At 65.7% G+C, this 24889-nt stretch carries 18 protein-coding genes; 8 read left to right on the forward strand and 10 right to left on the reverse strand.

The window, feature by feature from the left end; all coding sequences use genetic code 11:
* The first annotated feature begins 229 nt into the window (after nucleotides 1-229).
* The 4 genes from IL252_RS00555 to IL252_RS00570 all read left to right on the forward strand — a co-directional run bounded on the left by IL252_RS00555 (nucleotide 230) and on the right by IL252_RS00570 (nucleotide 6808).
* Nucleotides 230-2731 (forward strand): extracellular solute-binding protein, encoded by a 2502-nt coding sequence (locus IL252_RS00555; protein ID WP_208625806.1) that lies wholly within the window; start codon nucleotides 230-232, stop codon nucleotides 2729-2731.
* Nucleotides 2732-2856: 125 nt separating this feature from the next.
* On the forward strand, nucleotides 2857-4389 hold the full coding sequence (gene glpK / locus IL252_RS00560; RefSeq protein WP_208625808.1) for a glycerol kinase GlpK: 1533 nt from the start codon (nucleotides 2857-2859) through the stop codon (nucleotides 4387-4389).
* Nucleotides 4390-4392: 3 nt separating this feature from the next.
* A complete protein-coding gene (locus tag IL252_RS00565; RefSeq protein WP_208625809.1) occupies nucleotides 4393-5478 on the forward strand; it encodes a hypothetical protein in 1086 nt (361 codons plus the stop codon).
* Nucleotides 5479-5629: 151 nt separating this feature from the next.
* Nucleotides 5630-6808, forward strand: coding sequence for a Cdc6/Cdc18 family protein (locus IL252_RS00570; RefSeq protein ID WP_208625811.1), 1179 nt, complete (start codon nucleotides 5630-5632; stop codon nucleotides 6806-6808).
* Between the two features lie 12 nt (nucleotides 6809-6820).
* On the opposite strand, the gene IL252_RS00575 is transcribed toward IL252_RS00570, so the two are convergent.
* The 3 genes from IL252_RS00575 to kdgK1 all read right to left on the reverse strand — a co-directional run bounded on the left by IL252_RS00575 (nucleotide 6821) and on the right by kdgK1 (nucleotide 10738).
* The gene (locus tag IL252_RS00575) at nucleotides 6821-7783 is read right to left on the reverse strand and encodes an ROK family protein (RefSeq protein WP_208625813.1); all 963 of its coding nucleotides are present in this window, start codon (nucleotides 7781-7783) and stop codon (nucleotides 6821-6823) included.
* Between the two features lie 141 nt (nucleotides 7784-7924).
* A complete protein-coding gene (gene pyk / locus IL252_RS00580) occupies nucleotides 7925-9670 on the reverse strand; it encodes a pyruvate kinase (protein ID WP_208625814.1) in 1746 nt (581 codons plus the stop codon).
* A 114-nt stretch (nucleotides 9671-9784) separates the two neighbouring features.
* A complete protein-coding gene (gene kdgK1 / locus IL252_RS00585; RefSeq protein ID WP_208625816.1) occupies nucleotides 9785-10738 on the reverse strand; it encodes a bifunctional 2-dehydro-3-deoxygluconokinase/2-dehydro-3-deoxygalactonokinase in 954 nt (317 codons plus the stop codon).
* Nucleotides 10739-10936: 198 nt separating this feature from the next.
* On the opposite strand from kdgK1, the gene IL252_RS00590 reads away from it, so the two are divergent.
* The 4 genes from IL252_RS00590 to IL252_RS00605 all read left to right on the forward strand — a co-directional run bounded on the left by IL252_RS00590 (nucleotide 10937) and on the right by IL252_RS00605 (nucleotide 16423).
* The gene (locus tag IL252_RS00590; RefSeq protein ID WP_208625818.1) at nucleotides 10937-12820 is read left to right on the forward strand and encodes a methyl-accepting chemotaxis protein; all 1884 of its coding nucleotides are present in this window, start codon (nucleotides 10937-10939) and stop codon (nucleotides 12818-12820) included.
* 1078 nt (nucleotides 12821-13898) lie between these two features.
* Complete coding sequence (locus IL252_RS00595) at nucleotides 13899-14423, forward strand: hypothetical protein (RefSeq protein ID WP_208625820.1); 525 nt, start codon at nucleotides 13899-13901, stop codon at nucleotides 14421-14423.
* Nucleotides 14424-14972: 549 nt separating this feature from the next.
* Nucleotides 14973-15389 carry a DUF5805 domain-containing protein gene (locus IL252_RS00600; protein WP_208625822.1) on the forward strand — a complete coding sequence of 139 codons (417 nt, stop codon included), beginning with the start codon at nucleotides 14973-14975 and terminating at the stop codon, nucleotides 15387-15389.
* A complete protein-coding gene (locus tag IL252_RS00605; RefSeq protein ID WP_208625824.1) occupies nucleotides 15386-16423 on the forward strand; it encodes a tyrosine-type recombinase/integrase in 1038 nt (345 codons plus the stop codon). The genes IL252_RS00600 and IL252_RS00605 overlap by 4 nt, the downstream gene beginning before the upstream one ends.
* A 231-nt stretch (nucleotides 16424-16654) precedes the next feature.
* Here the strand turns inward: IL252_RS00605 and IL252_RS00610 are convergent, their stop codons facing one another.
* The 7 genes from IL252_RS00610 to IL252_RS00640 all read right to left on the reverse strand — a co-directional run bounded on the left by IL252_RS00610 (nucleotide 16655) and on the right by IL252_RS00640 (nucleotide 24849).
* Nucleotides 16655-18529 carry a molybdopterin biosynthesis protein gene (locus IL252_RS00610; protein ID WP_208625826.1) on the reverse strand — a complete coding sequence of 625 codons (1875 nt, stop codon included), beginning with the start codon at nucleotides 18527-18529 and terminating at the stop codon, nucleotides 16655-16657.
* The gene (gene glp / locus IL252_RS00615; RefSeq protein ID WP_208625828.1) at nucleotides 18526-19740 is read right to left on the reverse strand and encodes a gephyrin-like molybdotransferase Glp; all 1215 of its coding nucleotides are present in this window, start codon (nucleotides 19738-19740) and stop codon (nucleotides 18526-18528) included. The genes IL252_RS00610 and glp overlap by 4 nt, the downstream gene beginning before the upstream one ends.
* 111 nt (nucleotides 19741-19851) lie before the next feature.
* A complete protein-coding gene (gene moaA / locus IL252_RS00620; protein WP_208625831.1) occupies nucleotides 19852-20859 on the reverse strand; it encodes a GTP 3',8-cyclase MoaA in 1008 nt (335 codons plus the stop codon).
* Between the two features lie 93 nt (nucleotides 20860-20952).
* The gene (locus IL252_RS00625) at nucleotides 20953-21597 is read right to left on the reverse strand and encodes an alpha/beta hydrolase (RefSeq protein WP_208625834.1); all 645 of its coding nucleotides are present in this window, start codon (nucleotides 21595-21597) and stop codon (nucleotides 20953-20955) included.
* Between the two features lie 138 nt (nucleotides 21598-21735).
* Nucleotides 21736-22632 (reverse strand): hypothetical protein, encoded by an 897-nt coding sequence (locus IL252_RS00630; protein ID WP_208625837.1) that lies wholly within the window; start codon nucleotides 22630-22632, stop codon nucleotides 21736-21738.
* A 114-nt stretch (nucleotides 22633-22746) separates the two neighbouring features.
* The gene (locus IL252_RS00635) at nucleotides 22747-23943 is read right to left on the reverse strand and encodes a hypothetical protein (RefSeq protein ID WP_170094486.1); all 1197 of its coding nucleotides are present in this window, start codon (nucleotides 23941-23943) and stop codon (nucleotides 22747-22749) included.
* A gap of 72 nt (nucleotides 23944-24015) precedes the next feature.
* Nucleotides 24016-24849: an MBL fold metallo-hydrolase gene (locus IL252_RS00640; protein WP_208625839.1), complete on the reverse strand. Its 834-nt coding sequence runs from the start codon at nucleotides 24847-24849 to the stop codon at nucleotides 24016-24018.
* Nucleotides 24850-24889 lie beyond the last annotated feature (40 nt).

The following is a 24889-nucleotide window of genomic DNA, read 5'->3' on the forward strand; positions in this document are numbered from 1 at the left end:
AACACGATTTTGGCGCGTCGTGCGGACCATGCTCACCGACGCCGACTGTCTCGCTGGCTCTCGGCGCTGCTGATTGGGATACATCTCCTGCAAGCCGGGCGGTACCACCGCTTTAGACGCCGACGTACTATCTTTATCTACCTTATACATCTACCAATAACTATTATATACGTACGGTATGGACCTGCTACGTATCGTATGTTCATCACGACCAGGAGGCGCGTTATCGATGTTTGACTGGCGGTCGACGAACTCGACCGAAGCGGAGACGCGCTCGGACGGCGGCGAGGCGGTCGGAGACGACGAACAGGCACGAACGAGACAGGAACTCGAACGGCAACTCTCCGAGGCACGCGCGCAGCGCGACGAAGCGATCGAGGAGCGCGAACGGGTTCAGGAGACCCTGACAGCGGAACGCGAACGGGCAGAGACACTGGAGCGTGCGATCGAGGATCTGACTTCGGTGGTCGCGGCCAACGCCGAGGGAGATCTGACGGCGACGCCCGGCGACGCCGACGTAGCGGAAGTCTCGGAGCTGTACAGTGCCTACCGGGATCTCCTCGCCGAGTGGCGCGACACTGTCGAGACGGTCTCGGTGTTCGGCGAGCAGGTGGCGTCGTCGACCGAGCAGGTCGACGAGCGTCTCGACTCCGTGAAAGGTGCGAGCCGCGAGGTCAGCGAGGCGGTCGACGGCATCTCGTCGGGCTCCCATCGACAGAGCGAGCGGATCAACGACATCGCAGACGAGATGGAGGCCCTCTCGGCGACGATCGAGGAGATCGCAGCGTCGGCCAACGAGGTCGCGACGGCGACCGGTGACGCCGCGGCCCAGGGCGATCAGGCCCGGTCCTCGGCGACGGAGGCCAGGTCCGAACTCGAACAGCTCTCGGCGCGCTCCTCGGAAACCGTCGAGCAGATCGAGCGGCTCAACGACCTCCTGACCGAGATCGAAGACATCGTCGAGTTCATCACCGACGTGGCCGACCAGACCAACGTTCTCGCGCTGAACGCGAACATCGAGGCCGCCCGTGTGGGCGAGGACGGCGAGGGCTTCGGCGTCGTGGCCAGCGAGGTCAAAGAGCTGGCCAGCGAGACGAAGCGAGCGACGGCGGAGATCGAGGACTCCATCGACCGAGTCCACGAACAGGCCGAAGCGACCGTCGAGACCGTCCACGAGACGAGCGAGAGCGTCGACCGGACACACGACACCGTCGAATCGGTGACCGACGGTCTCGAACGCGTCGTCGGGCAGGTCGAGGAGATCGACACGAGCATCCAGGAGATCGACGAGGCCACCGACAGTCAGGCAGCGTCCACCCAGGAGATCGTCTCGATGGTCAACGCCGTCGGCGACATCAGTGACGACACCGCCTCCGACGCCGAGGTCGCGGCGACGGCAGCCAGGACACAGACGACCGAGCTTGCCGAGGTGTCGACGCGCGTCTCGACGCTGGCCGAGCGGGCCGGCACGCTCGAATCGACGTTCGACGACTACGAACTCGCCGACGAGACCGCGGACGAAGACGCGACCGTCGTGGAGTTCTGGCACGCGATGGGCGGCGAGAAGGGGCTGTTGCTGGAGGAACTGGCCCGCGAGTTCGAGGCCCAGACCGACGGCATCCAGCTCTCGCTGTCGTCGAAGGGGAGCTATCGCGGGACGCTGGACGCGGCACTGACGGCGGCCGAGAACGGATCGCCACCGGCGATCGCCCAGATCTTCGAGATCGGGACCACGCGAGCGCGCGACAGCGGCCAGTTCGTGCCGGTCGAACAACTGCTCTCCCGAGAACACGTCGATTCGCTCCTCGACCCGGTAGCGAACTACTACCGGTTCGACGGGACGTTGCACTCGCTCCCGTTCAACGCCTCGAATCCGGTCCTGGTGTACAACCGCGACGCGTTCGAGCGCGCGGGACTCGATCCCGACCGGCCGCCCGAGACGCTCTCGGCGGTGCGAGACGCCTCGGAACGCCTCGTCGACGCTGGCGTCTCCGAGTACGGCATCACGTTCGCGAACTACTCGTGGTTCGTCGAACAGTGGTTCGCGGAAGCGGACGAGCCGCTGGTCGACAACGACAACGGACGCGCCGGACGACCGACGACGGCGAACCTCGGGAGTCAGTTCGGCCAGTCGCTGTTCGAGTGGTGGCGCGACATGTCCGAATCGGGGTATCACTACGACCCCGGCATCGAGGCGCGAGGCGCTGCCAGAACCGCGTTCCACGACGGAGACGCCGCGATGCTCATCGGATCGACATCCTCGCTGACGGGGATCGAGTCGGGCGCGGCGTTCCCGGTCGGAACGGGGCGATTCCCGGTGCTCGACGACAGGACGGGCGTGCTGGTCGGCGGCGCGTCGCTGTGGGTCGGTGCCGACCACTCGACGGCCGTCCACGACGCGGTCGGCGAGTTCCTGACCTGGCTCACTCAGCCCGCACAACAGCAGCGCTGGCACCGCGAGACCGGCTACTTCCCGGTCCACGAAGGGGCGATTCCGGAACTACGGGCGTCGGGGTGGTTCGAGGAGAACACCCACTACGCGACGGCACTGGACCAGCTGATGGAAACGACCGACACGATCGGGACCCGCGGAGCGCAGATCGGCCCGTTCGACACGGTTCGGACGATCATCGAGGAGGGCGTCGAACGGCTGTACACCGCAGACTCGACGGCCGAGACGCTGGAATCGATCGACGAGCAGATCGCGGCGACGCTGGACTCGTACCAGTAGCGGTCGTTTCTGCGGATGATTTACTGACGGTTCGACAGCGCCAGTAACATTTATAATGATTGCCTATGTTGTTTATCGATAGAGCGGAACAGCAGATAAAGTTTCGCCCCACGGAGTACACAACGATGTCAGACACATACGTCGGTGCGATCGATCAGGGAACGACCGGTACCCGCTTCATGGTGTTCGACCACAGCGGCAGCGTCGTCGCCAACTCGTACGAACAGCACGAACAGATCTATCCGGAGCCCGGTTGGGTCGAACACGATCCGACCGAGATCTGGGAGAACACGAAGGCCGTCGTCACCGCTGGCCTCGACGCCGCCGACCTCGATGCCACCCAGCTCGAAGCGATCGGGATCACGAACCAGCGAGAGACCACGATCGTGTGGGACAGAGAGACCGGGCGGCCGATCCACAACGCGCTGGTGTGGCAGGACCGACGGACGACCGACCGCGTCGAGGAACTGGAAGAAGCGGGCAAGATCGAGATGATCCGCGAGAAGACCGGGCTGGAGGCCGACGCCTACTTCTCGGCGACCAAGACCGAGTGGATCCTCGACAACGCCGAACCCCTCAAGCTGGAGAGTTCCCGCACGCGAGACCTCCGTGAGCGTGCCCGCGACGGCGAACTCCTCATGGGGACGATCGACTCGTGGCTGATCTACAACCTCACGGGCAACCACATCACCGACGTGACCAACGCCTCCCGGACGATGCTCTACGACATCGAGGGGCTGTCGTGGGACGCGGAACTCCTCGAAGAGTTCGGCGTTCCCGAAGCGATGCTCCCCGAGGTGCGTCCGTCCTCCGACGAAGCGACCTACGGGACCACCGACCCCGACGGCTTCCTCGGTGCCGAGGTCCCCGTCGCTGGTGCCCTGGGCGACCAGCAGGCCGCCCTGTTCGGTCAAACCTGCTTCGATGCCGGCGACGCGAAGAACACCTACGGCACGGGCTCATTCTACCTCATGAACACCGGCGAGGAGGCCGTCGGGTCCGATCACGGGCTCCTCACCACAATCGGCTTCCAGATGTCCGGCGAACCCGTCCAGTACGCGCTGGAGGGGTCGATCTTCATCACGGGCGCGGCGATCGAGTGGCTCGAAGACGTCGACCTCATCAAGAACGCCGCACAGACTGCCGAGCTCGCCCGCTCGGTCGAGTCGACAGACGGCGTGTACATGGTGCCGGCCTTCACCGGGCTCGGTGCGCCACACTGGGACGGGCGCGCACGCGGGACGATCGTCGGCATGACTCGCGGGACCCGGAAAGAGCACATCGTCCGTGCGACCCTCGAATCCATCGCGTACCAGACCCGAGACATCGCCGAGGCGATGGAGGCAGATTCCGGCGTCGAGACGACGACGCTGCGCGTCGACGGTGGGGCCGTCAAGAACAACTTCCTCTGTCAGCTCCAGTCCGACATCATCCAGACGGAGATCTCTCGGCCGGAAGTCGACGAGACGACCGCGCTCGGCTCGGCTTACGCCGCCGGCCTCGCCGTCGGCTACTGGGACACGATCGACGAACTGCGGGACAACTGGCAGGTCGACCGCAACTTCGAGCCCGAGATGGCACCAGAGCAGGCAAACAAGATGTACGGACGCTGGGACGACGCCGTCGAACGCTCGCGGGACTGGGCACAGGAGGAATAACGAATGCTCGAGGTCCTCCTGCAACTGCCGATCATCGACATCACCGCCGAGCGCTTCGTCACCCTGCTCATCGCGGCACTGGCCGGCGGTGCGTTCGGTGCCGCCCTGGGTGCGCTGCCGTCGTTCATCTTCACGGGGTTCGTCGTGTTCCTCGGCGAGGGGATCGCGATTCTCCAGCGAGAGATCGGCAGTCTCCCGGACGTTCCGGACGGCGAGTTGGCCACGGGTATCACCGGCGTCATCGGCTTCGGGATGGTCACCGGCCCGCACGTCGCCTTCGCTGGCGGCGTCGCCGCTGCGGCCTACGCCGGCAAGAAGTACCCCGAGATGGAGCCGGCCGGCTGGGACTACCACTTCGGGAAGAACATCTCCTTCGCTCACGGCACCAAGCCAGACGTGCTGGCGGTCGGGGCAGTGTTCGGTGCCCTCGGGATGATCATCACCCGCGTCATGGGCGGGATCGGCTTCCCGACCGACAACATCGCGCTGTCGGTCGTCGCGACGGCGTTCATCGCTCGCCTCGTCTTTGGCTACCCGCTGGTCGGCAAGGTGGCCGGATCGAGCCTGCTCGACATGTCGCCGTTCGAGCGCGAGGAACCGCGCCGGATGGCCGACGGCGGCGAAGTTCCGGCCGAGCACGAAGGGCGACTGGCGACCGAGCCGTGGCTCCCCCACCAGTACAAGTGGTCGGGCGTCACCGTGATCGGGCTGGTCACCGGCGTCCTGGCGGGCTACATCTGGCTGGAGACCGGGAGCGTCTTCCTCAGCTACGGCATCTCGGCGGCGAGCCTGCTCTTTCTCGCCCTCGGGATCGAGAAGATCCCCGTCACGCACCACATGACGCTGATCGGTGCCGTCGGTGCGGTCCTCGCGGCCGACGTGATCGCGAGCCCGCCGGTGATCCTGCTGGTGGCGGCCCTGTTCGGCGCGATCAGTGCGCTCCTGGGCGAGGTGACCCAGCGACTGTTCTACTCGCACTCGGGCACCCACGTCGACCCACCCGCGATGGCGATCGCGATCGCGATGCTGGCGGTCGGCGTCCTCTACCTGGCAAACGTCCTCCCGAACGCCGGCTACCTCGGACTCTGATCGCGACATCGACAGGAGAGATGGCACAGCTATCCACCCGGTTCGGCCGACGCGCTCGTCGTCCGACCGACGGGGACGACTGGATACCGGACAACCCGGGTCCTTTTAATAGTGTAGACGATATCACTCACAACGCCTCCCAGGATCGCTCATGGATATCGACGCGAGAATAAAACGACGACAGCGCCGGGGCGGTGGCCCCCGACTGATTCAGGACTACGAATCGCTGTCCCCGGTCGCACACATCGACGATCCGTCGGACCGAGGCCCCGTCTTCGAGCGACTGCTCGATCACCTCGATCCGGTGTTCGACGGCCGCTTACCGCCCAACGCCTACGTGTCGGGCCCGTTCGGCTCCGGGAAGTCGGCGATCGTGACGGCACTGTTCTCGCGACTCGGCCGACTGTCGACCGAACAGCGGTCGGTCATCCACACGAGTACCCGTGCGGCAGCGCCTCCCTCTCCGGAGTTCGTCTACGTCGATCTGCGTGAGACGACGAGTCGGTTCGCGTTCTACCACCGCGTGCTCGACGGACTCGTCGACGACCGGGTTCCCGAACACGGGATCAGCACCTCGGAGCTTCGCCGTCGGCTCCACGAGATGCTCGGAGCCGCGAGCATCGGCGTCGTGATCGCCGTCGATCACGTCGGCGAGCAGGGCAGCACCGACGCCGAGGCGCTGATCGACCTCTTCGCGGGGCTGCCCAGCAACGTGAGCTGGCTGGCGATCGGACGAGACGACCCCGAAGAGACACTGTTGACCGAGTACACGGCGACGACGATCCCAGTCGAGCCGTACCGTCGACAGATGCTCGTCGACGTGTTGATGACGCGTGCCTCGGACGGACTCGCTCCCCAGGCGCTGAGCCACGAACAGGCCCGTACGATCGCCGAGTGGGCGGACGGCAACGCACACGACGCGCTGGCGGCGCTGTTTATCGCGGCCGACGACGCGAGTCAACGAGAGGGAACTCGCGTCGGCCAGGACGACGTCGAGGCCGCCATCGAGCAGATCCCACGACCCTCGGTGTCGCTGGCGAGAGTGCTCGCGCTGCCAGACAACAAACAGCGCGTCCTGCGAGAAGTCGTCGAACTCGATTCGGCCGAGCGTGCGTCCGTCACCGCGACCACGGAGGCGATCGCCGCGAAAGCGACCGTCGACCTCTCGCCGGGAACGGTCAAGCGGTACCTCTACGAGATGGCCGAAGGCGGAATCGTCGAACGCGTCCAGTCCGGCCTCGAAAGCGGGAAGGGACGACCGCCCAGCCGCGTGGAACTGCGCTTTCCACCGGCGGCGTTTCGCCGCCTCTACGATCTGGAACGGGGCTGACCGCGTCGGCGATTACCGCTCGCCGGTGCCGTCGGTGATCGCCGAAGCGAGCGCGCCCATGACGACGATGTCTTCGCCCAGCGTCGTGAGCTTCACGTCCGGGATGTTTCCGAACACCATCTCCGATATTTCGTCTCTGATCGGGTCGAGGACGGCGTCGGGGTTGTTCAGCGCCACTGCGCCACCGACGTAGACCACGAGCGGGGCGTACGCCTGGACCACGTTTGCGATCCCGATGGCGTTGAGGTGGCCGACCTGCCCGATGACGTACTGTGCGAAGTCGTCGCCATCCCGCGCACGGTCGAACACGTCCGCCGCGTCGAAGTCACCGCTCTCGACCGGGAGCGACGTCTCCATCCCGTCTTCCGTGTGGAGCTGCATCGCGTACTTCGGGATGTTGTTGCCCGAACAGTACGCCTCCCAGTGGCCGTCCGAGCCACAGCCACACGTCATCACGCCGGCCGGGTCGAGGGTCATGTGTCCGACCTCACCGGCGTTGCCGTCCCAGCCGTCGACGACGTTGCCGTCGACGGCGACCCCGGCACCGATCCCCGAGGAGATCGTCAGGTACACCATGTCGTCGGGGTTGCGGTCAGAGAAGAAGCGTTCGCCGATCACCCCGGCGTTGGTGTCGTTGTGCAGATACACGCGTTCCGAGTCGATCAGGTTGCCGACGGGGCCGGTCAGCGGGATCCGACCGATCGAATCCGGGAGGTTCGCGGGTCCCTCGACGATCCCCTCGGCGAGATCCAGTGGTCCGATCGATCCGATACCGGCGGCGACGACGGAACTTGGCGATACGTCGGCGTCGTCACAGGCGTTGCGGAGACAGTCGAGGATCGCCTCGGTGACGGCGATTCCGTTGGGTCCCCTCGGTGTGGCCTGCGTGTCTGACCCGAGTTCGCGGGCGGACTCGTCGCCGACGACAGCACGAATGTTCGTCGCGCCGAGATCCACCCCTGCGTATGCGGCCATGATATTGGATGGGTGAACCCTTCGATACTTAACTGCACATATTCACACCGCCGGCTGTCTCTCTGTGACGCATTTTCTCATTTCGGGTGAACAATACGGTAAAGCAGTGACGGCCAGCGATCTCACTGCCGGCTCGTGTCGCTACGAGCGGTCGTCTTCGGTGGTGTCCTCGTAGACGATGCCACGCTCTGCGTCGAGCGTGACCTGCGTTCCGTCCGCCAGGTCCGGGAGTTCGGCGTTGGCGATCATCGGGATCGAGAGCTCGCGCGCGACGATCGCAGCGTACCCCGTCGTCCCGTCGTGGGCGTCGACGATGCCGCCAATCCGTTCGACCTCGCCGTCGAACTCGCCGTCGAAGTCCGCGGCGATCGAGATCACCGCACCGTCGGGCACGTCGGAGAGGTCGCCGTCGGGCACGTGATAGACCGGCCCCGACACCAGCCCGTCGACGACCGAGCGGCCGTTGGCGATCCGTTCGGCCGCGACGTGGACCTTCAGGAGATTGGCCGTGTTCATCCCTTCGAGCTCGGTCATCATCCCGGAGAGGACGACGACGGTGTCGCCGCCGTCCGCTGCCTCGGTGTCCAGGGCCGCCTGTACGGCGTTCTGGATGATCGCGTCCGCACCCTGGGTCGTGTACTCCGTCGAGACGGGGATAATCCCCCACGAGAGGGCGAGCTGTCGCCGCACCTCGTCGCTGGGCGTCGAGGCGACGATCGGGATCGACGGCCGGTACTTGGCCGACTTGAGTGCGGTGTAGCCCGATTCGGAGGCGGCGACGACCGCCGAGGCCCCGATGTCCCGAGCGAGGAACCGGGCGGACCGCGCCAGCGCGTCCGTTCGCGTCTCGCCCGCGGCCGGGACCTGTTGCTCGCGATTCTGGTCGTACTCGGGGGCCGACTCGACGTCGCGAACGATGCGGTCCATCGTCTCGACGACGCGGACTGGATTGTCGCCGATCGCGGTCTCGCCCGACAGCATCACCGCGTCGGTGCCGTCGAGGACGGCGTTGGCCACGTCGGAGGCCTCCGCGCGGGTCGGACGGCGCTCGTGGATCATCGAGTCGAGCATCTCCGTCGCCGTGATCACCGGAACGCCGGCTTCCTGGCACTTGCGGATGATGCGCTTCTGGAAGATCGGCACGTCTTCGAGCGGGCACTCGACGCCGAGGTCCCCACGCGCGACCATCACGCCGTATGCGGCGTCGACGATCGAATCGAGGTTCTCGACAGCGCCGGCCCGCTCGATCTTGGCGATGATCGGGATGTCGATGCCGCGCTCTTCCATCTCGGCCTCGATCTCGTAGATGTCTTCGCCCGAGCGGACGAACGAGGCGGCCACGAAGTCGGGTTCTTTCTCCGCGGCGACGTCGAGCTCTCGCCGATCGTTGTCCGTGACGGCGGGCAGGTCCAGCTCGACGCCGGGGACGTTGACGCCCTTGCGGGCACCGAGTTCACCGCCGTTCTCGACGGTCGCGTAGACGGAGTCGCCCTCAACGCGGTCGACCGTCGTCTCGATCCGACCGTCGTCGAGCAACACGCGATCGCCCGGCTGGACGGACGTGATCGACAGCGAGAGGCCGACGCGCTCTGGCGTCGCCTCGTCTGACTGGACGAACTCGACCGTCGAGCCCTCGTCCAACTGGATCGGCTCGCGGATCGGAGCCGTTCGCACCTCCGGGCCTGGCATGTCGAGCATCGACGCGACCGGTCGCTCCGTGGTCGCGTCGACTTCTCGGATTCGGTCGATCATCTCGCGGCGGTGCTCTGGCGTGCCGTGGCTGGCGTTGAGCCGCGCCACGGACATGCCGGCCTCGGCGAGACCGCGAATCTGCTCGACCGACTCCGTCGCCGGTCCCAGCGTACAGACGATCTTCGCGCTACGCATCGGGTCGTCCTCCGTCGATTGCAGAGAGCTTCCGAACAACCATACGAGAGCGTACCCGGTCAGGGGATAAGAAGGTTATCGACCAGACGAATACTGCAGCGTCGACGCCGTGGATCACCGAGAGATGTCTGCGGTTCCGCCCTCGATGACGGCCGCCACCTCCTCCGGCGTCACGACGGCGATGTCGCCGGGGATCGACCGCTTGAGCGCGGCAGTGCCGGCGGCGTACTCCAGCGAGGTTTCGACGCTCTCGCCCGCGACGTACTGCGAGAGGAAGCCGCCCACGAAGGAATCGCCGGTGCCGACGGGGTGGGCACTCGTCGCCTCGAACGTCGGCTGTTCGTGGATCGTCCCGTCGGCGACGGCCAGTGCCGGCTCGGACCCGCGCGTGAGGATCGTCACTTCGAAGTCGAACTCCTCGGCCAGTCCGCGGGCGATCGACGCCGCCTCGCCCGTGCGCCCGAGCACGTTCTCGGCGTCTCGCTGGGCGACGATCAACACGTCGACGTGGGGGAACAGCTCCGTGAGCGTCTCACGGGCGTCGTCGGGCTCCCAGAGCTTCGACCGGTAGTTCACGTCGAAGCTCGTCAGCGTGTCGGCGTCGGCTGCCGCTTCGAGCAGCGTCTGTGTCGTCGCCGCCAGGGTCTCGGACAGTGCTGGGGTGATACCCGTGGTGTGAAACGCCGACGCCGATCGGATTCGATCGACCGGGAGCTCGTCCGGCGTCGCCGTCGTCACCGCCGCGTCGGCCCGGTCGTAGATGACGTTGTTCCCGCGTGGGGACTCTCCCGATTCGAGGTAGTAGGTCCCCTGTCGCCCCTCGTCACTCCAGACGATGTCGGTCTCGACACCGTGGCTCGCGAGTTCGCCGGTGACCCGTCGGCCGACCGGGGAGTCCGGGAGCTTCGACACCCACGTCGCGTCGAGGCCCAGCCGCTGTGTGGCGACTGCGACGTTGCTCTCTGCACCCGCGGCGCGAACGACGTACTGGTCTGCGGTTTCGATCCGTTCGTCGCCCGGCGGCGACAGCCGGAGCATGGTTTCTCCGAAGGTAACGAGATCCGTCATATAGGTGCGTCAACTCGCCCCGGTATAAAATCCGCCGGATTCCCGAGTCGGCGTCCCGCACTGTGACACACTCCAAAGGCTTTTGTATTCAAATAATACACACAAACCTATGCGAAACAGCGACGTGTCGCCAGCGGATGGCACAACGACGGGCATGCCCGTTCGCGGCGAACAAGCTCTCACTGGTGGTGGGACACGATGAGCGACACAGAGTCGTCTTCCGAAAGCATCGTCCAGAAGATCACGCCCAACTTCATCAGGCGGAGCTTCGCGCTGAAGTTCGGGCTCGTCCTGCTGGTGATGGGGCTGTCGGTCGGCATCATCGGGTTCGCGGCGACCGAAGAGGTCCGGACCCAGACACAGGACAACGTCGAAGAACAGTTCAAGAACACGGCCGTCCAGCAGAGTGACATCGTCGAGCAGTGGGTCACACAGAACAAGCTGTCGACGAAGCTCATCTCGAATCAGGACCAGTGGGGTGACGACGAGACGGATCTCGAACTCGCTCTCGAAAACGAGCTGTCCCGGCTGCCGGCCGACGCCAGGAACGTCCACCTGCTGGAGACGACGCCGTCGGGGTCGTCCGTCGTCGCCAGTACGAGCCTCCGTGCGGACTCGTCGGCGCTGTCGGCGAACCTCCGGTGGACGTCCGAGATGGAGCGCAGCGACGCCAGTCAAGTGCTCGTCTCTGACGTCTACCGCGACAGCCAGGACAGCGCATCGACGATCGGATTCGCCAGCCCGGTGCCGGCCTCCCAGAACCGCATCCTGGTCGTCGAGTACCGACTCGACGAACTCGCCGATTCGATCAGTCCGGCCGAGGACGAGTCCGCACGGTTCACACAGGTCGTAGACAGCCACCGAACGGTCGTCGTCGACCAGGCCTACGCCGGCAACAGCGACCGAGAGGGGATGACGCTGTCGACGTACCCCGTCCAGCAGACGGTCGACGACGCGAACGCGCTGCGGGGCACACAAGAGAGCGCCAGCGTCAAGACGGCGATGGCACCCAGCGGCGACCTCGGACTGAACGAGGAGTACACCGTCGGCTACGCGCCGGTCTCTGGAACTGACTGGGTCGTCCTGACCCACGCACCGTCCTCGACGGTGTTTGGCTTCGTCGAGGATGTGCAGCTGTACGGCCTGATCGCGACGGCCAGCCTTGTCGTCTTCATCGGCGGCATCGGTGCGGCCCTCGGCTGGAGCACCTCGTCGTCGATCGATACGCTCACCCGGAAGACCGAAGAGATGCGGGAGGGCAACCTCGACGTCGAACTGGACACGTCACGGATCGACAACATCGGACAGCTGTACGACGGCTTCGCCGACATGCGTGACGCGCTCAGAGAACAGATCGACGAAGCCGAGCGCGCACGCAAAGAGGCCGAGGTCTCGCGCGCGGAAGCCATGGAGATGAGCAACTACCTCCAGGAGAAAGCCACCGATTTCTCCGTCGCCATGGAGCAGACCGCGGGCGGGGACATGACCACGCGAATGGAGCAGGACGGGGAGAACGAAGCGATGGACACCATCGCGAGCGAGTTCAACGCCATGATCGAGGAGTTGGAGAAGACGACCGGCCAGCTCAAGAGCTTCTCCGACGAGGTCGCGGAATCCGGTGACGTGGTGTTGCAAAGCGCCGAGTCCGTCCGTGACGCCTCCGAGCAAGTCGCCGAGTCCATCCAGAAGATCTCCGACGACGCCTACGAGCAGAAAGACCAGCTACAGACGATCTCCGAGGATCTCGACGAACTGGTCGAGACGCTCGAAGCCCTCGAAGCAGAGCAGCAAGCGGTCGACCTCGGTGACTCGCTCACCCAGTTCCGCGCCGTCGCGACCCAACTGCAGGAGGCTGCAGACACCAGCGAGCAGATGATGTCCGAGTCCGAGACCGTCGCCGGTGCCGCCGAGGAACAGGCCGCCGAACTCAACGAAGTGTCCTCGCGTGCCGAACAGCTGAAACGGTACGCTCGACCGCTCGGGGACATCCTCGACCGCTTCGAGACGGAAGCCGAACACGAGTTCGTCTTCTCCGGCGGCCCGTCACAGACGACGCGCACGCAAGAAGAGAGCGAAGACTGACGACGCGGTTCCGGATTCTCCCGATCCGTCGTTTCGGTGCCGCCGTCGGAACTAGCACTTCTCATACTGCCGGCTGTCACTTCGTGAGGATCTTCGCCACCCGGGGTGGCGAAATCGGTCACAGATTTACAGCCGGTAGTATCAGTCCGACTGATACACTATCGTCCCGCATCGCTGGCGTCGTCTCCCTCGTGAGACCGGATCGGCGGGCTGTGACGACGCCGACAACGAGTCGTGCGTCTCGAACTTCGGCACCACTGCCACTCTTGCCGTCTACGAGCGTCGCCGACGTTCTGAACTGGTCGCTCGACTCGCTGCTGGACTGACGTGCCTCTGAGACGTACTGTTCACTGCCGTTCGCACCCTCATTGCGTATAGCACTATGCGATTTATTTGTTCCACTGTGGCCACCTCCGACGGGCGGAAGTGAGAAAAAACAGCCACGCACAGCGACCGAAAGCGAGCAACGAGGGGAAAACGCCAGCGCCAGCAGGACACCCACGGCCCGCTGCCGGGCAGCACCCGACGAGGACGGTCAGAAGCCGTCGAGAGACCAGCGATAGGCTCGCCTGCATCGATCGTCGTCGGTAGAGGTGTGGCGTCGAGATCCGTCGCCAACCGCCACGCTGTGACGACGAGGCTGTGCCAGACAGCGGTGTCCAAATAGGGGCTGACCGAAGCAACTGGAAAGCACCGCAAGCCCACGCTGGGTGGACCCTCACGGTGTCGCCGGCCGATTGAACCGCGGCCCTTGCAAGAATCTCGCCGATACCTGTACGCGGCCGCAGCGCCGTTCGAACGGGCTGAGGAGCGGAGTCCTGGTGCAAGCACGCAGAGCGTGGTTCGAGAGGGCCGACGGCTCTTCCCCTCGACGGTGAGTCGCCGGACCGCAAGCGCGAGGGCATCGGTGTCTACGAGTCGGCAGAGACCGCAGCTTCTCTGAACACGACCTTCCGGACTGCCGGTACATTCATTAGCCCGCCGCCTGTCGCTCGAATACTGGCTTCGCGGGCTTCGCCCGAGCGTTCGTCGAGAACGCTCACTTCGATCGAGCCCCGCTACAAACCACACACCGACCATGACGACAGACACACCTTCTCCGGAGGTCGAATCGATCGTCGACTACGAGCGCCTCGCTGCGGACGATACGATTCCGTATCACGAACGGCGAGATACCGTCGACGCGGCAGTCGTCGAACAGGTGAGAGACCTTCCAGATCTCGCTTGCGTGGGCATCACGAACCCAGCGGGCGAACTCCTCCTCCGACGGCAGACAGACACCTGCTCGTGGAAGATCCCCGTCGAGAACGTGGCACCCGACGAGGAGTTCACGGCTGCGATCGTCGATCACGTTCGCGCGACGATCGGCTTCGAGATCGAGCGGACGGCGATCGAAGGCGTCTGGCAGGTCACCGTCGAAACGGACGACGGCGAACAGACCGCGACTCGGGGATTCGTCACCGTCCGTGGACTCCCCCTCTCGGGAGAGTACGACCTCACCGCCGTGGAACCGACTGGTGAGTCGGTCCACGCGGTCGAGTGGTTCGACGAACTGCCCGCGGACGTCGACGTAGTTCCAGGCACTGACGTATTTTTGGACTGAGTGGCGGCGTCGAAGGGCGTCCGTCTCTCGGGACTGCTACCGTCGGCCGCAACACTGTGAACGGCTGGACGGCCACGAGGCCGAGATGACTGCCGACGGATACAGTCGGTGTGGACTCCCGGCTGTCGAGTGTCGCCGCGACGGGCAGCCGTCCAGTTTTCCATTCGGTCGTCGCTTACTTCGGACACAGAGAACGCTCAGAGCCGTGAGCGATCGGCACCGTAAGAAACCTCGTCCGACGCGACCGGTCGTGCAAGAGACACCTGCGTCGCAGAGTCTCCCCTCAGTCGCGGTGCTCCGACCGACGACAGTCGGCACCGTCCACAGCGAGCGGCCGCTGCTGACCAGATCGACTGGCGCTGTCGACGGATTGTGTTGCTACTGAGAGGGGAGTATTTATTTGTGTATATGATCTCCGCCGAGATTTGAAGTCATACACACAAATAACATATTCCCAGACGGCCGTTATAGGATGTCGGTGTCACAGATAAGGTCATTTATCTGTGGGCGTGAGTTAGATTGATGTGGCTGGGAAGTGACGAGACCGACATGGCACGTGACGGCGACGTCGACACCTCCCGAGCGAGGATTCAGTCCTACGTTCCGACCTACCAGAAACAGGAGTGGCAGGCACACGCCGACGAACTCGACATGAGTCTCAGCGAGTTCGTCAGATCGATGGTACAGGCCGGGAGGCGTGGTTTTACCGTCGACTCGGTCGAAGACCGGTCGTCGACAGTGGAGAAATCCGGTGAAGGAGAACAATCTGACGCTGACCCCCAGGGTCAGCGTCTGGAAGACCGGGTTCTCTCGACCCTCGCCGACGGCGACAGCTACGAGTGGGACGAACTGGTCGCCGCAGTGACCGACGACATCGAAGCGCAACTGGACGAGACGCTACAGGAACTGCAAGCGCGCGACGAGATCAGATACAGCGGGCGCGAGGGAGGGTACGTCAAGAAATGAGCTCCGATACCGACGCCGTCGACGCGAGCGAGGACCCGGTGGGCTACTTCCTGGACGACATGACATACCACGGGAAGACAGATCGGACACGAGAGTACTACGAGCGCGTGCTCCGGGAGTTCGAGTCCTTCCTCGACAGCGGAGCCCGGCCGGTAGGACTGGGCGAAGCGACCCACCGGGACTGCATGGCGTATGTCCACGGGCTCAGAGACGAGCAGAGCGACTCGACCGTCGCGACGTACGCCTCCTACTTGCATCGGTTCTACGCGTACATGAACCAGGTCGGAACCTTCGAGGAGAACCCGATGGCGCTGGTGATGGAGGAGATGGACGAGACGATCGACACCGACCCCCAGCGCCGAGAGATCCCGATCCCGGCGATGCGGTCGTTCGTCCAGGACATCGACCACCCCATGGAGCGAGCGGTCGTCGTCACCCTGTTGAAGACCGGGATGCGTGCGGGCGAACTGTGCAACCTCGACGTTCGTGACCTGCATCTGTCCGAGTGTGCGGTCACGGCGGGGACTGCGATTCGACCACAGCTCGAAGAGCGTCCCGACTCGCTGTTCGTCTCGGCCGAGCCGGCGCGTGGCGCGGTCGTCAACGGCGAAGAGCGGACGGCCTCGAACAAGCGAAAGCGGGACACGACGATCCCCGTCGACGCGGAGTTGGGCGACGTACTCGAACGATGGCTGGCCGTCCGCCCGGATCCGAGATCGACCGCAGAGCCGCTGTTCACGTCGACGAGCGGAGACTGGGGGAAGCGACTCACGCCGGATATGGTCCACCACGTCGTCGAACGCCACGCACGCGACCGCGGCTGGTACCAGGACGGCGGCGACGCGGCCCAGAACGTGACGCCTCACTACTTCAGACACTTCTTCACGACACACCTCCGCGATCGAACGGGTGATCGGGGGATCGTGAAGTACCTGCGCGGCGACGTAGCCCAGGACGTGATCGATACGTACACCCACGAGTGGGGCGACCGCGTTCGCACCGTCTACGACGAGCACGTGTATGATATTTGTTAACACTCGATGCCATTTTGTCGGCGGCGCGGCGGCAGCTCGCAGACACGTAAACTGTATGCCGCTATATCAATAGTTGCGGTACAGATCGCACTCACAGGTGGGGAACTGCCGGAGTGCGAGAGCGCGGGGAGAAGAGAGCGATCGCGTGTCGGCGTCATACTGCCGGCTGTCGGTCTGTGAAGAATTTCGCGACCCGTGGTCGTGATCGTGAAACAGTGACAGCCGGCAGTATCAGTCGAACCCGGCGAACTCCGAGCGGTCGACCTCGTCGATTGCCTCAGCGAGTCGCTCGACGGCGGGCTTGTCCCGACGGTCCGGCGTTGTGAGTACGCGGACCCGCTGTCGGCCCAGCGAGACGAAATCGAGTTCGAGCGCCGTCGCAGTCGCGCGAAGTCCGAGGCCGGCGTCGGCGTCTCCGGCGGCGACTGCTCGTGCCGGGCTCTCGTCGCCGCTGGTCGTCAGGTCGTACCCAGAGATGTCGTCTGTCAGTTCGCTTCGAGTGACTTCGCGTTCGTCTGCGAGGGCGTCGAGATGGGCGTCGAAGCTGGTACGCAACCCGAATCCGGTCGCGAGATTGACCATCGATCCGTCGCCGTCGATCAGCGACGGGACGCCCTCAATTCCGTCGGGATTGCCCGCGGGGACGACGAGTCCCCACTCGCGAGTCCAGCCGCCCAACTCGACGGCGTCCGCCGACTCTCCGGTCGGGCCAGCGGCGACCACCACGTCGGGGATACCCGCACGCAGTCGCCGCAGTGCCTCGTGCGTCCCGACCGGGAGAAAGCGGGGATTGTCCAGCCCGTCGAGGAGCTGGGAAACCACGGGATCGGAGTCGCCGGCACACAGCACCGACGGAGGCCGAACGTCGGGCGAGAACAGCTCTACCGTGACGGTTTCGCCCGCGTCGAGGAAGGCCGTGTCGGCGGGCACGGTCACGGTTCCGTCCGCGTCGACGAGACTCGTCGTCGCGCCGCTACCCTTGTCGACCGGGTAGACGAGCAGGTCGCCGTCGCCGTTCTCGACGAGGCCGGCAGCCAGCAGCCGGCGGCGACCCTCCTCGGAGCGCTCCCGGACGACCATCTCGCCGGTGACGGTCGCGGTGGCGGGTTCGGGGAGGCCCGCAGCGTCGCGGACCTGCGGTGCGACGAACGTCCGGAAGATCGTCAGCGCAGAGACCGGATAGCCCGGCAGGCCCACGTACGCCGCGTCGTCGAGTTCACCGACCAGCATCGGCTTCCCGGGCTTGATCGCGGTCCCGTGCAGGAGGAGCGTCCCCTGGGCTTCGACGACGCTGTAGATCACGTCGACGGCGCTGGCGCTCGTCGATCCCGACGAGAGGACGAGATCACACTCCGTCGCGGCCCGCCGGAGCAGTCGCTCCATGGCCTCGTAATCGTCGCCGACGTGGGGGTACAGCTCCGGCGCGCCGCCGGCCTCCGCGACGGCCGCGGCGATCGTGTAGCTGTTCACGTCGTAGATCTGTCCGGCCTGGCTCTGGAGGGGTTCGCCCGGACGGACGAGTTCGTCGCCCGTCGAGAGGATACCGACCGTCGGCTTCGCCCGGACCGGCACCTTGTCGACGCCGAGCGCGGAGAGGAGTCCGATCTCGCGGGGAGTGAGCCGCGTTCCGGGACCGAGCGCTCGGGTCCCGGCCGCGATGTCTGCCCCCGAGAGCATGACGTTCTGGCCGGGCGTGACTGCGGTTCTGATCTCGACGCCCTCGTCGGTCGTCGTCGTCCGCTCGACGATCACGACCGCGTCGGCAGCGTCGGGCATCACCGCGCCGGTCGAGACCTCGACCGCCGTTCCCGGTTCGACCGAGACCGTCGGTCGCTCACCGGCGTGGACCGCGCCGGCCAGCGAGAGCGTCACCGGGCTCGCCTCGTCGGCGTCGAAGGTGTCCTCGGCCCGGACCGCGTACCCGTCCATGCTCGCCCGATCGAACCCCGGCACGTCCAGCGTCGCGTCGATGCGCTCGTCGAGGACGCGCCCGCGAGCTTCGTCGAGGGGGACCGTCTCGGCCCCGGGATCGATGTCGAGGCCGTCGACGACCTCGTGTGCGCGCTCGGGCGTCGCGAGGTCACGGAACTCCTTGCGGTCGCTCACGGCGACCACTCCCAGTCCTCGACGGCGACGGTTCGACCGGCGTCGTACCCCTCGCTGTCTTCTGGAACGACGACCCAGCCGTCCGCCAGCGCGACACTGGAGAGGACGCCGGCACCGCTCGCTCTGGTCGGTGTCGCCGTCTGCTCGTCGCCCTCGTCATCCAGCCGGACCCGGACGAACGAGCGCGTCCCGATCTCGCTGGCGACCTTTCGCTCCAGTCGGGCCTCCGTCACCGGTGGCTCGCGCTCGGGGAGGTGTGCGAGCGTCTTGAGGGCCGGCCGGAGCAGCTGGACGGCGTTGACGATCGTCGCCACCGGATAGCCCGGCAACACGAGGATCGGCGTCTCCTCGACGCGGCCGACGGCGACCGGGTGGCCGGGCTTGAGCGCGACGCCGTGGACGGAGACGGACCCGAGATCGTCGACGACCGCCGGCAAGAGATCCCGCTCACCGACCGAGGAGCCGCCGGTCGTCACGATCAGGTCGTGGTCGAGGTCCCGCTCGATTGCCCTCTGAAGTGCTGCCTCGTCGTCGGTGACCACGTCGCGGTACGTCGGTTCCCCTCCCCACCGCCGGACGTACTGAGCGACGGTCTGGCCGTTCGTCTCGACGACTTCGCCCGGTTCCGGATCGGACTGGACGAGTTCCTCGCCCGTCGGGACGACGCTGATCCGCGGGCGCTCGAACACCTCGACGGTCTCGACCCCGAGTGCCTTCAGCAGTCCCAGATCGGAGGGCCGGAGCTGGTGGCCGGGATCGAACAGGTGCTGCCCTTCCGCGACGTCGTCACCGACTGGCCCGACGTTCTGGCCGCTGGCGACGGCGTCGAACACCTCGATCCACTCGTCGTCGACCTCGACCTGCTCGACCCGTACGACCGCGTCGGCACCCGACGGCAGTTCGCTCCCGGTGTGGACGCGGCGGGCGGCGTTCGGACCGACCGACTCCGATCGCTCCAGTCGGACCGGCGACCGGCGTGTCGCTCCGAACGTGTCCTCGGCCCGGACGGCGAAGCCGTCCATGGCCGCGCGCGGATAGTGTGGCACCGGCCGCCGAGCCGTGTGTTCGCTCGCGAGTGCCCGGCCGTCGGCGTCCGCGATCGGCACGTCCTCAGTTCGGGACACCGGCGACAGCGAGTCGAGCAGCCGCTCGCGGGCCGGCCCGAGCCGCGTCCGCTCTCTGAATCCGACGCCCTGAGGGTCGTCTGTCATACTCGAACACAGGCCGCCGGAGGGCAAAAAGCTACGACTTCGCGAGCCCGTCCGCACCGCGTTCGGCCGGACGCCGTGCGTCGACCGGGCAAACTGCGACACGCATCCGGATCAGTCCTCGGTGTAGGCGTAGGGGGCACGGTCGCCCTCCTCGTCGCGGTACTGCTCGTTGGGTTCCCAGCCGTCCTCGGTCTCGACCATGTACTCGCCGTAGTAGGGGACGCGGCCGGCTACGGTCGCCCGGAACGCCTCGCGCATCCGGGACTTCGTCTCGCCGATCGACCGGAGGTCGTCGTTGCGGTTCAGACAGCCCTTCAGGTAGCCGTCGTGAGTGAGTCGCACCCGGTGGCAGTTCGCACAGAACGTCTCGTTGCCCACCGGGTCGACGATCTCGACCATCCCCTCGCGATCGCCGTCGTCGCTCGCGACGAAGTACCGCCGCCGGTCGTGCATCTGGCGGTGCTCGATCCGGTCGGCCTCGTCGGACAGCCAGTCGTGGACGCGATCGATGTCGATCGCCCACTCCGGGTGGCCGGCCAGCTCGGGCATGTACTCGATGAGCTGGAGGCGAAGTCCCTCGTTCTCGACGACGTGATCGACCATCTCCGGGACGTATCCCGCCGTCGGCTCGAACACGACCATGTTGATCTTCACCGGGGCGAGTCCCGCGTCGACCGCCGCCTCGACGCCCTCCAGCACTCGGTCGTACGCGCCGCTCTGAGTGAGTTCGGCGAACGCCTCCCGGTCGAGCGCGTCCTGGGAGATGTTGACCCGTTCGAGTCCGGCGTCGACGAGTTCGGTCGCTCGCCCGGGCAGGTAGGTTCCGTTCGTCGTCAGCGACACCGTCATCTCGTCGGGCGTCCGTGCGACGATCTCCGCGAGGTCCTCTCTGAGTAGCGGTTCCCCGCCGGTGAACTTCACCGAGTCGACGCCGAAGTCGGCGGCCACTTCGAGGAAGTCGACGACCCGATCCGTCGAGAGTTCGTCGTCTTGGGCCGCCAGTGGCCCGCGCGTGTCGCCCAGCCCCTCGTTGTGGCAGTAGACGCAATCGAAGTTACACCGATCGGTCAGCGAGACGCGGACGCCCGAGACCTCGCGACCGAACTCGTCTGACAGCATTCGAGTTGAGACAAGGCGTTCGAGACTGATAAGTGACGTTGGTCACCGGTACGGGATCGTTCCCGCCCGGTGGGAATCCCACCGGCGACAGTCTCAGTCCGAACCCGCAAGCGTCGATAGCAGATCGACGACGTACTCGACCTCGTCGTCGACGATCGTGTGGCCCATTCCCTCGTAGAGTCGCGTCTCGACGGTGGCTCCGAGACGCTCGAACACGTCCGCGGACTCGGTGACGCGAGTCTCCGGAATGTGCGGGTCGGAGTCGCTACAGCCGAAGAAGGCCGGCGTCCCGTCGAGTTCTCCGTCGTGGTCGAAGTCCATCCCGAGCGGTCCGATGAGTCCGCCGCTGAAGGCGACGAGTCCACCGTACTCGCGGGGGTTCCGGGCGACGTACTCGCTGGCGAGACAGGCACCCTGGGAGAACCCCATCAGGACGATCTGCTCGTGGTCGATGCCGGCTTCGAGGGCTCGTTCGACCGTGTCCGCGACGACGCCCAGTGCAGCGGTGAGATGGGGCTCGTTGCTCTCGATCGGGTCGACGAAGCGGTTGGGGTACCAGCTCCCGCGCTGTGCCTGCGGTGCGAGATACGCGACGCCGTCGACGTCGATCTCGTCTGCGAGCTGGAGGAACCCCTCGGCTCTGGCCCCGCGGCCGTGGATCATCACGACGGCGACGCTGGCGTCGTCCAGCGGAGTGCCCGCGGTGTGGACCGGCTGATCGGCGTGTGGCTCACTCATCTGTCGGCCCCGGCTGTCCGTGTCGGCGTGATGCTGTGTCGTGACATGGTGGTAGTGCCGTCGCGGTGACGGACGTACGACGACGTAGGTCACCGAGGGCCAAAGGTCTGTGCTGACACCGATGTCACCGCAGGGCCGCTACTGGAGCGCCAGGACGGACTCGTCGGGCGCAGCGAACAGCTCCCTGACTCGATCGACGCCGTCGCCGACCTCCGAGCGGTTCTCCAGCAGGACGGTCTCGCTGGGGAACAGCTGCTCTCCCAGTTCGAGCCCGTGGTCGCGGGCGGTCGAACCGGTCACGGTGAGGTAGACGCCCAGCCCGGCCTCGGCGATGGCGGCCTCCTCTTCCTGTCCGTTCTCGGGGTAGACGAACTCGATGTCTCGCAGGGCGTCCGTGCCGATGACGGCCTCGACCAGCCGCTCGTAGCGCGGCGAGATACAGAGCTCGCCCTCGTAGGCACGGAGGAACTCACGAGAGAGATCGTGAGAAAGCGACTCGCGAACCGCTGGGATTCCAAGCAGCGTGTGATACACCGTATCACCCATCCCGGTGACGACGCGAACGTCCGTGTCGACCGGATCGATCCGCTCGTTGATGGCCGCGATCTCGGTCAGGGGGTCGTCTCGCAGCTGTACGACCTCTTCGAGAACGAGGTCGGCACTGTCAAAGCCCAGCGCGAACTCGTGTTTGCGCAGCGACCGGAACGGCTCCTCTCGACCGACCAGACGCAGGTCGATTCCGTCGACCGGGACCGTCAGGCTATCGAAGACGACGCGTCGGGGCATCCCCTCGCGGTCGTCTCGCAGGAGCGTGTACTCGGGTCTGGTCGGGTCGTCGAGGTCGCTGTACGCCGCGAGACGATCGTACACCGGCGCGTCGGGTGTGGCGTCGTCCTTGGTGATGGCCTTCTCGTAGCGCAGCGTCGAGATCACGTCGTCGGCGATCTCGGTGAACGCTGCCGTCGTCGCCAGCCGTTCGAGCACGGCCTCCAGCGGGCGACCCTTGCGTGGAACGGCCACGCTGATCGTCGTCATTACGATGACACAGACGATGGGGGAGTAAAACGAGTCCGGTTTCACACCGGCGTGTGTCTCCGTGTCGAGACGTTCGCCGCTACGGAGTAGGCGAAACGGAAGCCGCCGGTCGCGTCAGTCGCCGCCGCCACCGATGACCGACGAGAGCTGTTCGCGCCACTCTTTGAGCTCGGCGATCTCCTCGTCGATCTCTTCGATCTGGCTCTCCACGCCGGCGTCGGCCATCTCCTCGCGTATCTCTTCGAGGTCGTCCTGGACGCCTTCGAGGGTCGACTCCAGCTCCGATACGTCGTCTGTCACGTCGTCGACGCTCTCGTCGATCTGCTCGACGCCGTCGGCGAGTCCGTCGATCTGAGCGCCGTTCTCGGCGGCCGTCGACTTGACCGACGCCAGTTCGGACTCGAACTCCTCGACTTCGGAGCGGAACTGCTCGACCTCGGACTCGAACTCGTCGATGAGCTGTTCGCCCGTCCCGTTCTCGTCGAGGAACTCTTCGAGTGCGTCGGTGTACGCGACGACGTCGGAGACGTCTTTCTGGAGCTTGTCGATTCGGGCCGTCACGGAGCCGTCGTCGCTCGCGAGGTCGAAGGCCTTCCGGAGGATCTGGACGTCTTCCTTCCGGACCTCGTTGTTCCGGAGTTCGTTCGCCATCGCTGCGACGAGGCTCCCGCCCTCGACTTCGACGCTGCTTGCGGTCCCGTTGTTGGCCGCCTGCTGGGCCGATTCCGCGTCCTCGGCCGCCTCCTCGGCGTCGCCGTCTGTCTCTTCGGGAGCGCGTTCGGTGGCACCGCGCTGGTGACCCTCGTTGTTCGGGTCCTTCAGATCGAGGGTCTCGATGTCCTCGTCGTCGGACTCTTCGAGTCCCGGAACGCTGTCGGCGTCGCCGCTGATCACGTCTTTGACGGCGTCGGACCCTTCGCCGACCAGTTCGCCCCCGTCGTCTTCCAGCGGTGGGTCGATGCGGTCGATCCGGGGTTCGGTGAGGAACTGCTCGACGTTGTCGGTGCCGGTCGCACGGATACCGTACACCGTCGTGTACTCCGAGTCCGCTTCGAGTTCACGCTCGAACGCGATCTCGTCGTCGTCGATCGTCCAGAACTCGCTCCCGTACTCCGGGTGAAAGCCCAGATCCTCGACTGCCACGTCCTCCGGAACCACGTCGGTCAGCCGCACGGTCACCGGTTCGGTCCGACTGGACGCGAACTTGAACGCGATGGCAGGCACCGGGAACTCGTCGGCCTCGTACCGTTTGGTGACGGTCACCCCATCGGAGGCCACAGTAATCTCCTCGTACGCCTGAGAGTCACTCATGTCTCGAATAGCGTCGAGCGAGAATATTAAAGATACGTATTGCCTAGCTTATTACTTCTGTGAGCTGGCAATTTATCCCAGGTCGATCCGGTCGCCGATCTCGACGATGTCGAGGGTCGCCGGAGCGGGGAAGCTGTTGACGTGGTTGTGCAGCACCGTCGGCTCCGTCGTCATGCCCTTCCACATGTCCCAGTGGGTCGGGACGAGCGTCTCAAGCTGGAGTTCGTTCGCGGCTTCGACGATCCTGTTCTCGTCGTTGTACCACTTCGTGCGTTCGGGTTCGCGGGTCTCCTTGTCGGGGATCATCCCGACGGTGCCGAACGCGAGGACGCCCACGTCGATGTCGTAGGACTCGCCGACCGGCTCGAACGCGCCGGGCCGCGCGTCGCCGCCGTGGAAGAAGGTTCCAGCGTCGTGTTCGAAGACGTACGAGACGGGGTGGTCGGCGTCGGGGTCGTTGGCGGGTTCGACGTGGACCGTGAGGTCACCGACCTCGAAGGTGTCCCCTTCACCGATCTCGCGGAGCTGGTCGTCGTCGACGTCCCACGCTTCGGTCCAGTTTTCGTCCGAGACCACGTCGTGGCTCGCGTCGGTGCCGTAGAACGTGGCTCCCGTCCCGGCGAGAATCGGTGCCTGACTCGGGCCGTGCGTGTGGTCCGTGTGTTCGTGGGTCGCGAGGACCGCGTCCGCCTCGCGCACGTCGTCGGGATCGAACGGGACCGGAATCATCCGGACCGTCCGCGGCGGATCGCCGATACCCAGATACGGGTCGATGTAGACGACTGCGCCGCCGCTGGACTTGAGTACGAAGCCGTTACAGCCCAGATACCAGATCGCGAGTCCGTCGGGATCCGCGTCTTCGACCGCGCGAACGAGCCAGTCGCCCCAGTCGGAGTCGACAGTCATGGTTGCACGTGTCGCGAGCGGCCGCTAAGTCCTTGCGGAA

Origin of the sequence: Halomicrobium sp. IBSBa (assembly GCF_017612575.1) — an archaeon.
In the GTDB taxonomy this organism is placed as follows: Archaea; Halobacteriota; Halobacteria; order Halobacteriales; family Haloarculaceae; genus Halomicrobium.

Coding starts and splice junctions, on each gene's coding strand:
- glpK (WP_208625808.1), top strand. CDS start 2,857: ATGTCAGACACATACGTCGGTGCGATCGATCAGGGAACGACCGGTACC.
- IL252_RS00590 (WP_208625818.1), top strand. CDS start 10,937: ATGAGCGACACAGAGTCGTCTTCCGAAAGCATCGTCCAGAAGATCACG.
- IL252_RS00600 (WP_208625822.1), top strand. CDS start 14,973: ATGGCACGTGACGGCGACGTCGACACCTCCCGAGCGAGGATTCAGTCC.
- IL252_RS00570 (WP_208625811.1), top strand. CDS start 5,630: ATGGATATCGACGCGAGAATAAAACGACGACAGCGCCGGGGCGGTGGC.
- IL252_RS00625 (WP_208625834.1), bottom strand. CDS start 21,597: ATGAGTGAGCCACACGCCGATCAGCCGGTCCACACCGCGGGCACTCCG.
- pyk (WP_208625814.1), bottom strand. CDS start 9,670: ATGCGTAGCGCGAAGATCGTCTGTACGCTGGGACCGGCGACGGAGTCG.
- IL252_RS00555 (WP_208625806.1), top strand. CDS start 230: ATGTTTGACTGGCGGTCGACGAACTCGACCGAAGCGGAGACGCGCTCG.
- moaA (WP_208625831.1), bottom strand. CDS start 20,859: ATGCTGTCAGACGAGTTCGGTCGCGAGGTCTCGGGCGTCCGCGTCTCG.
- IL252_RS00635 (WP_170094486.1), bottom strand. CDS start 23,943: ATGAGTGACTCTCAGGCGTACGAGGAGATTACTGTGGCCTCCGATGGG.
- IL252_RS00565 (WP_208625809.1), top strand. CDS start 4,393: ATGCTCGAGGTCCTCCTGCAACTGCCGATCATCGACATCACCGCCGAG.
- IL252_RS00640 (WP_208625839.1), bottom strand. CDS start 24,849: ATGACTGTCGACTCCGACTGGGGCGACTGGCTCGTTCGCGCGGTCGAA.
- IL252_RS00630 (WP_208625837.1), bottom strand. CDS start 22,632: ATGACGACGATCAGCGTGGCCGTTCCACGCAAGGGTCGCCCGCTGGAG.
- IL252_RS00605 (WP_208625824.1), top strand. CDS start 15,386: ATGAGCTCCGATACCGACGCCGTCGACGCGAGCGAGGACCCGGTGGGC.
- IL252_RS00595 (WP_208625820.1), top strand. CDS start 13,899: ATGACGACAGACACACCTTCTCCGGAGGTCGAATCGATCGTCGACTAC.
- glp (WP_208625828.1), bottom strand. CDS start 19,740: ATGACAGACGACCCTCAGGGCGTCGGATTCAGAGAGCGGACGCGGCTC.
- kdgK1 (WP_208625816.1), bottom strand. CDS start 10,738: ATGACGGATCTCGTTACCTTCGGAGAAACCATGCTCCGGCTGTCGCCG.
- IL252_RS00575 (WP_208625813.1), bottom strand. CDS start 7,783: ATGGCCGCATACGCAGGGGTGGATCTCGGCGCGACGAACATTCGTGCT.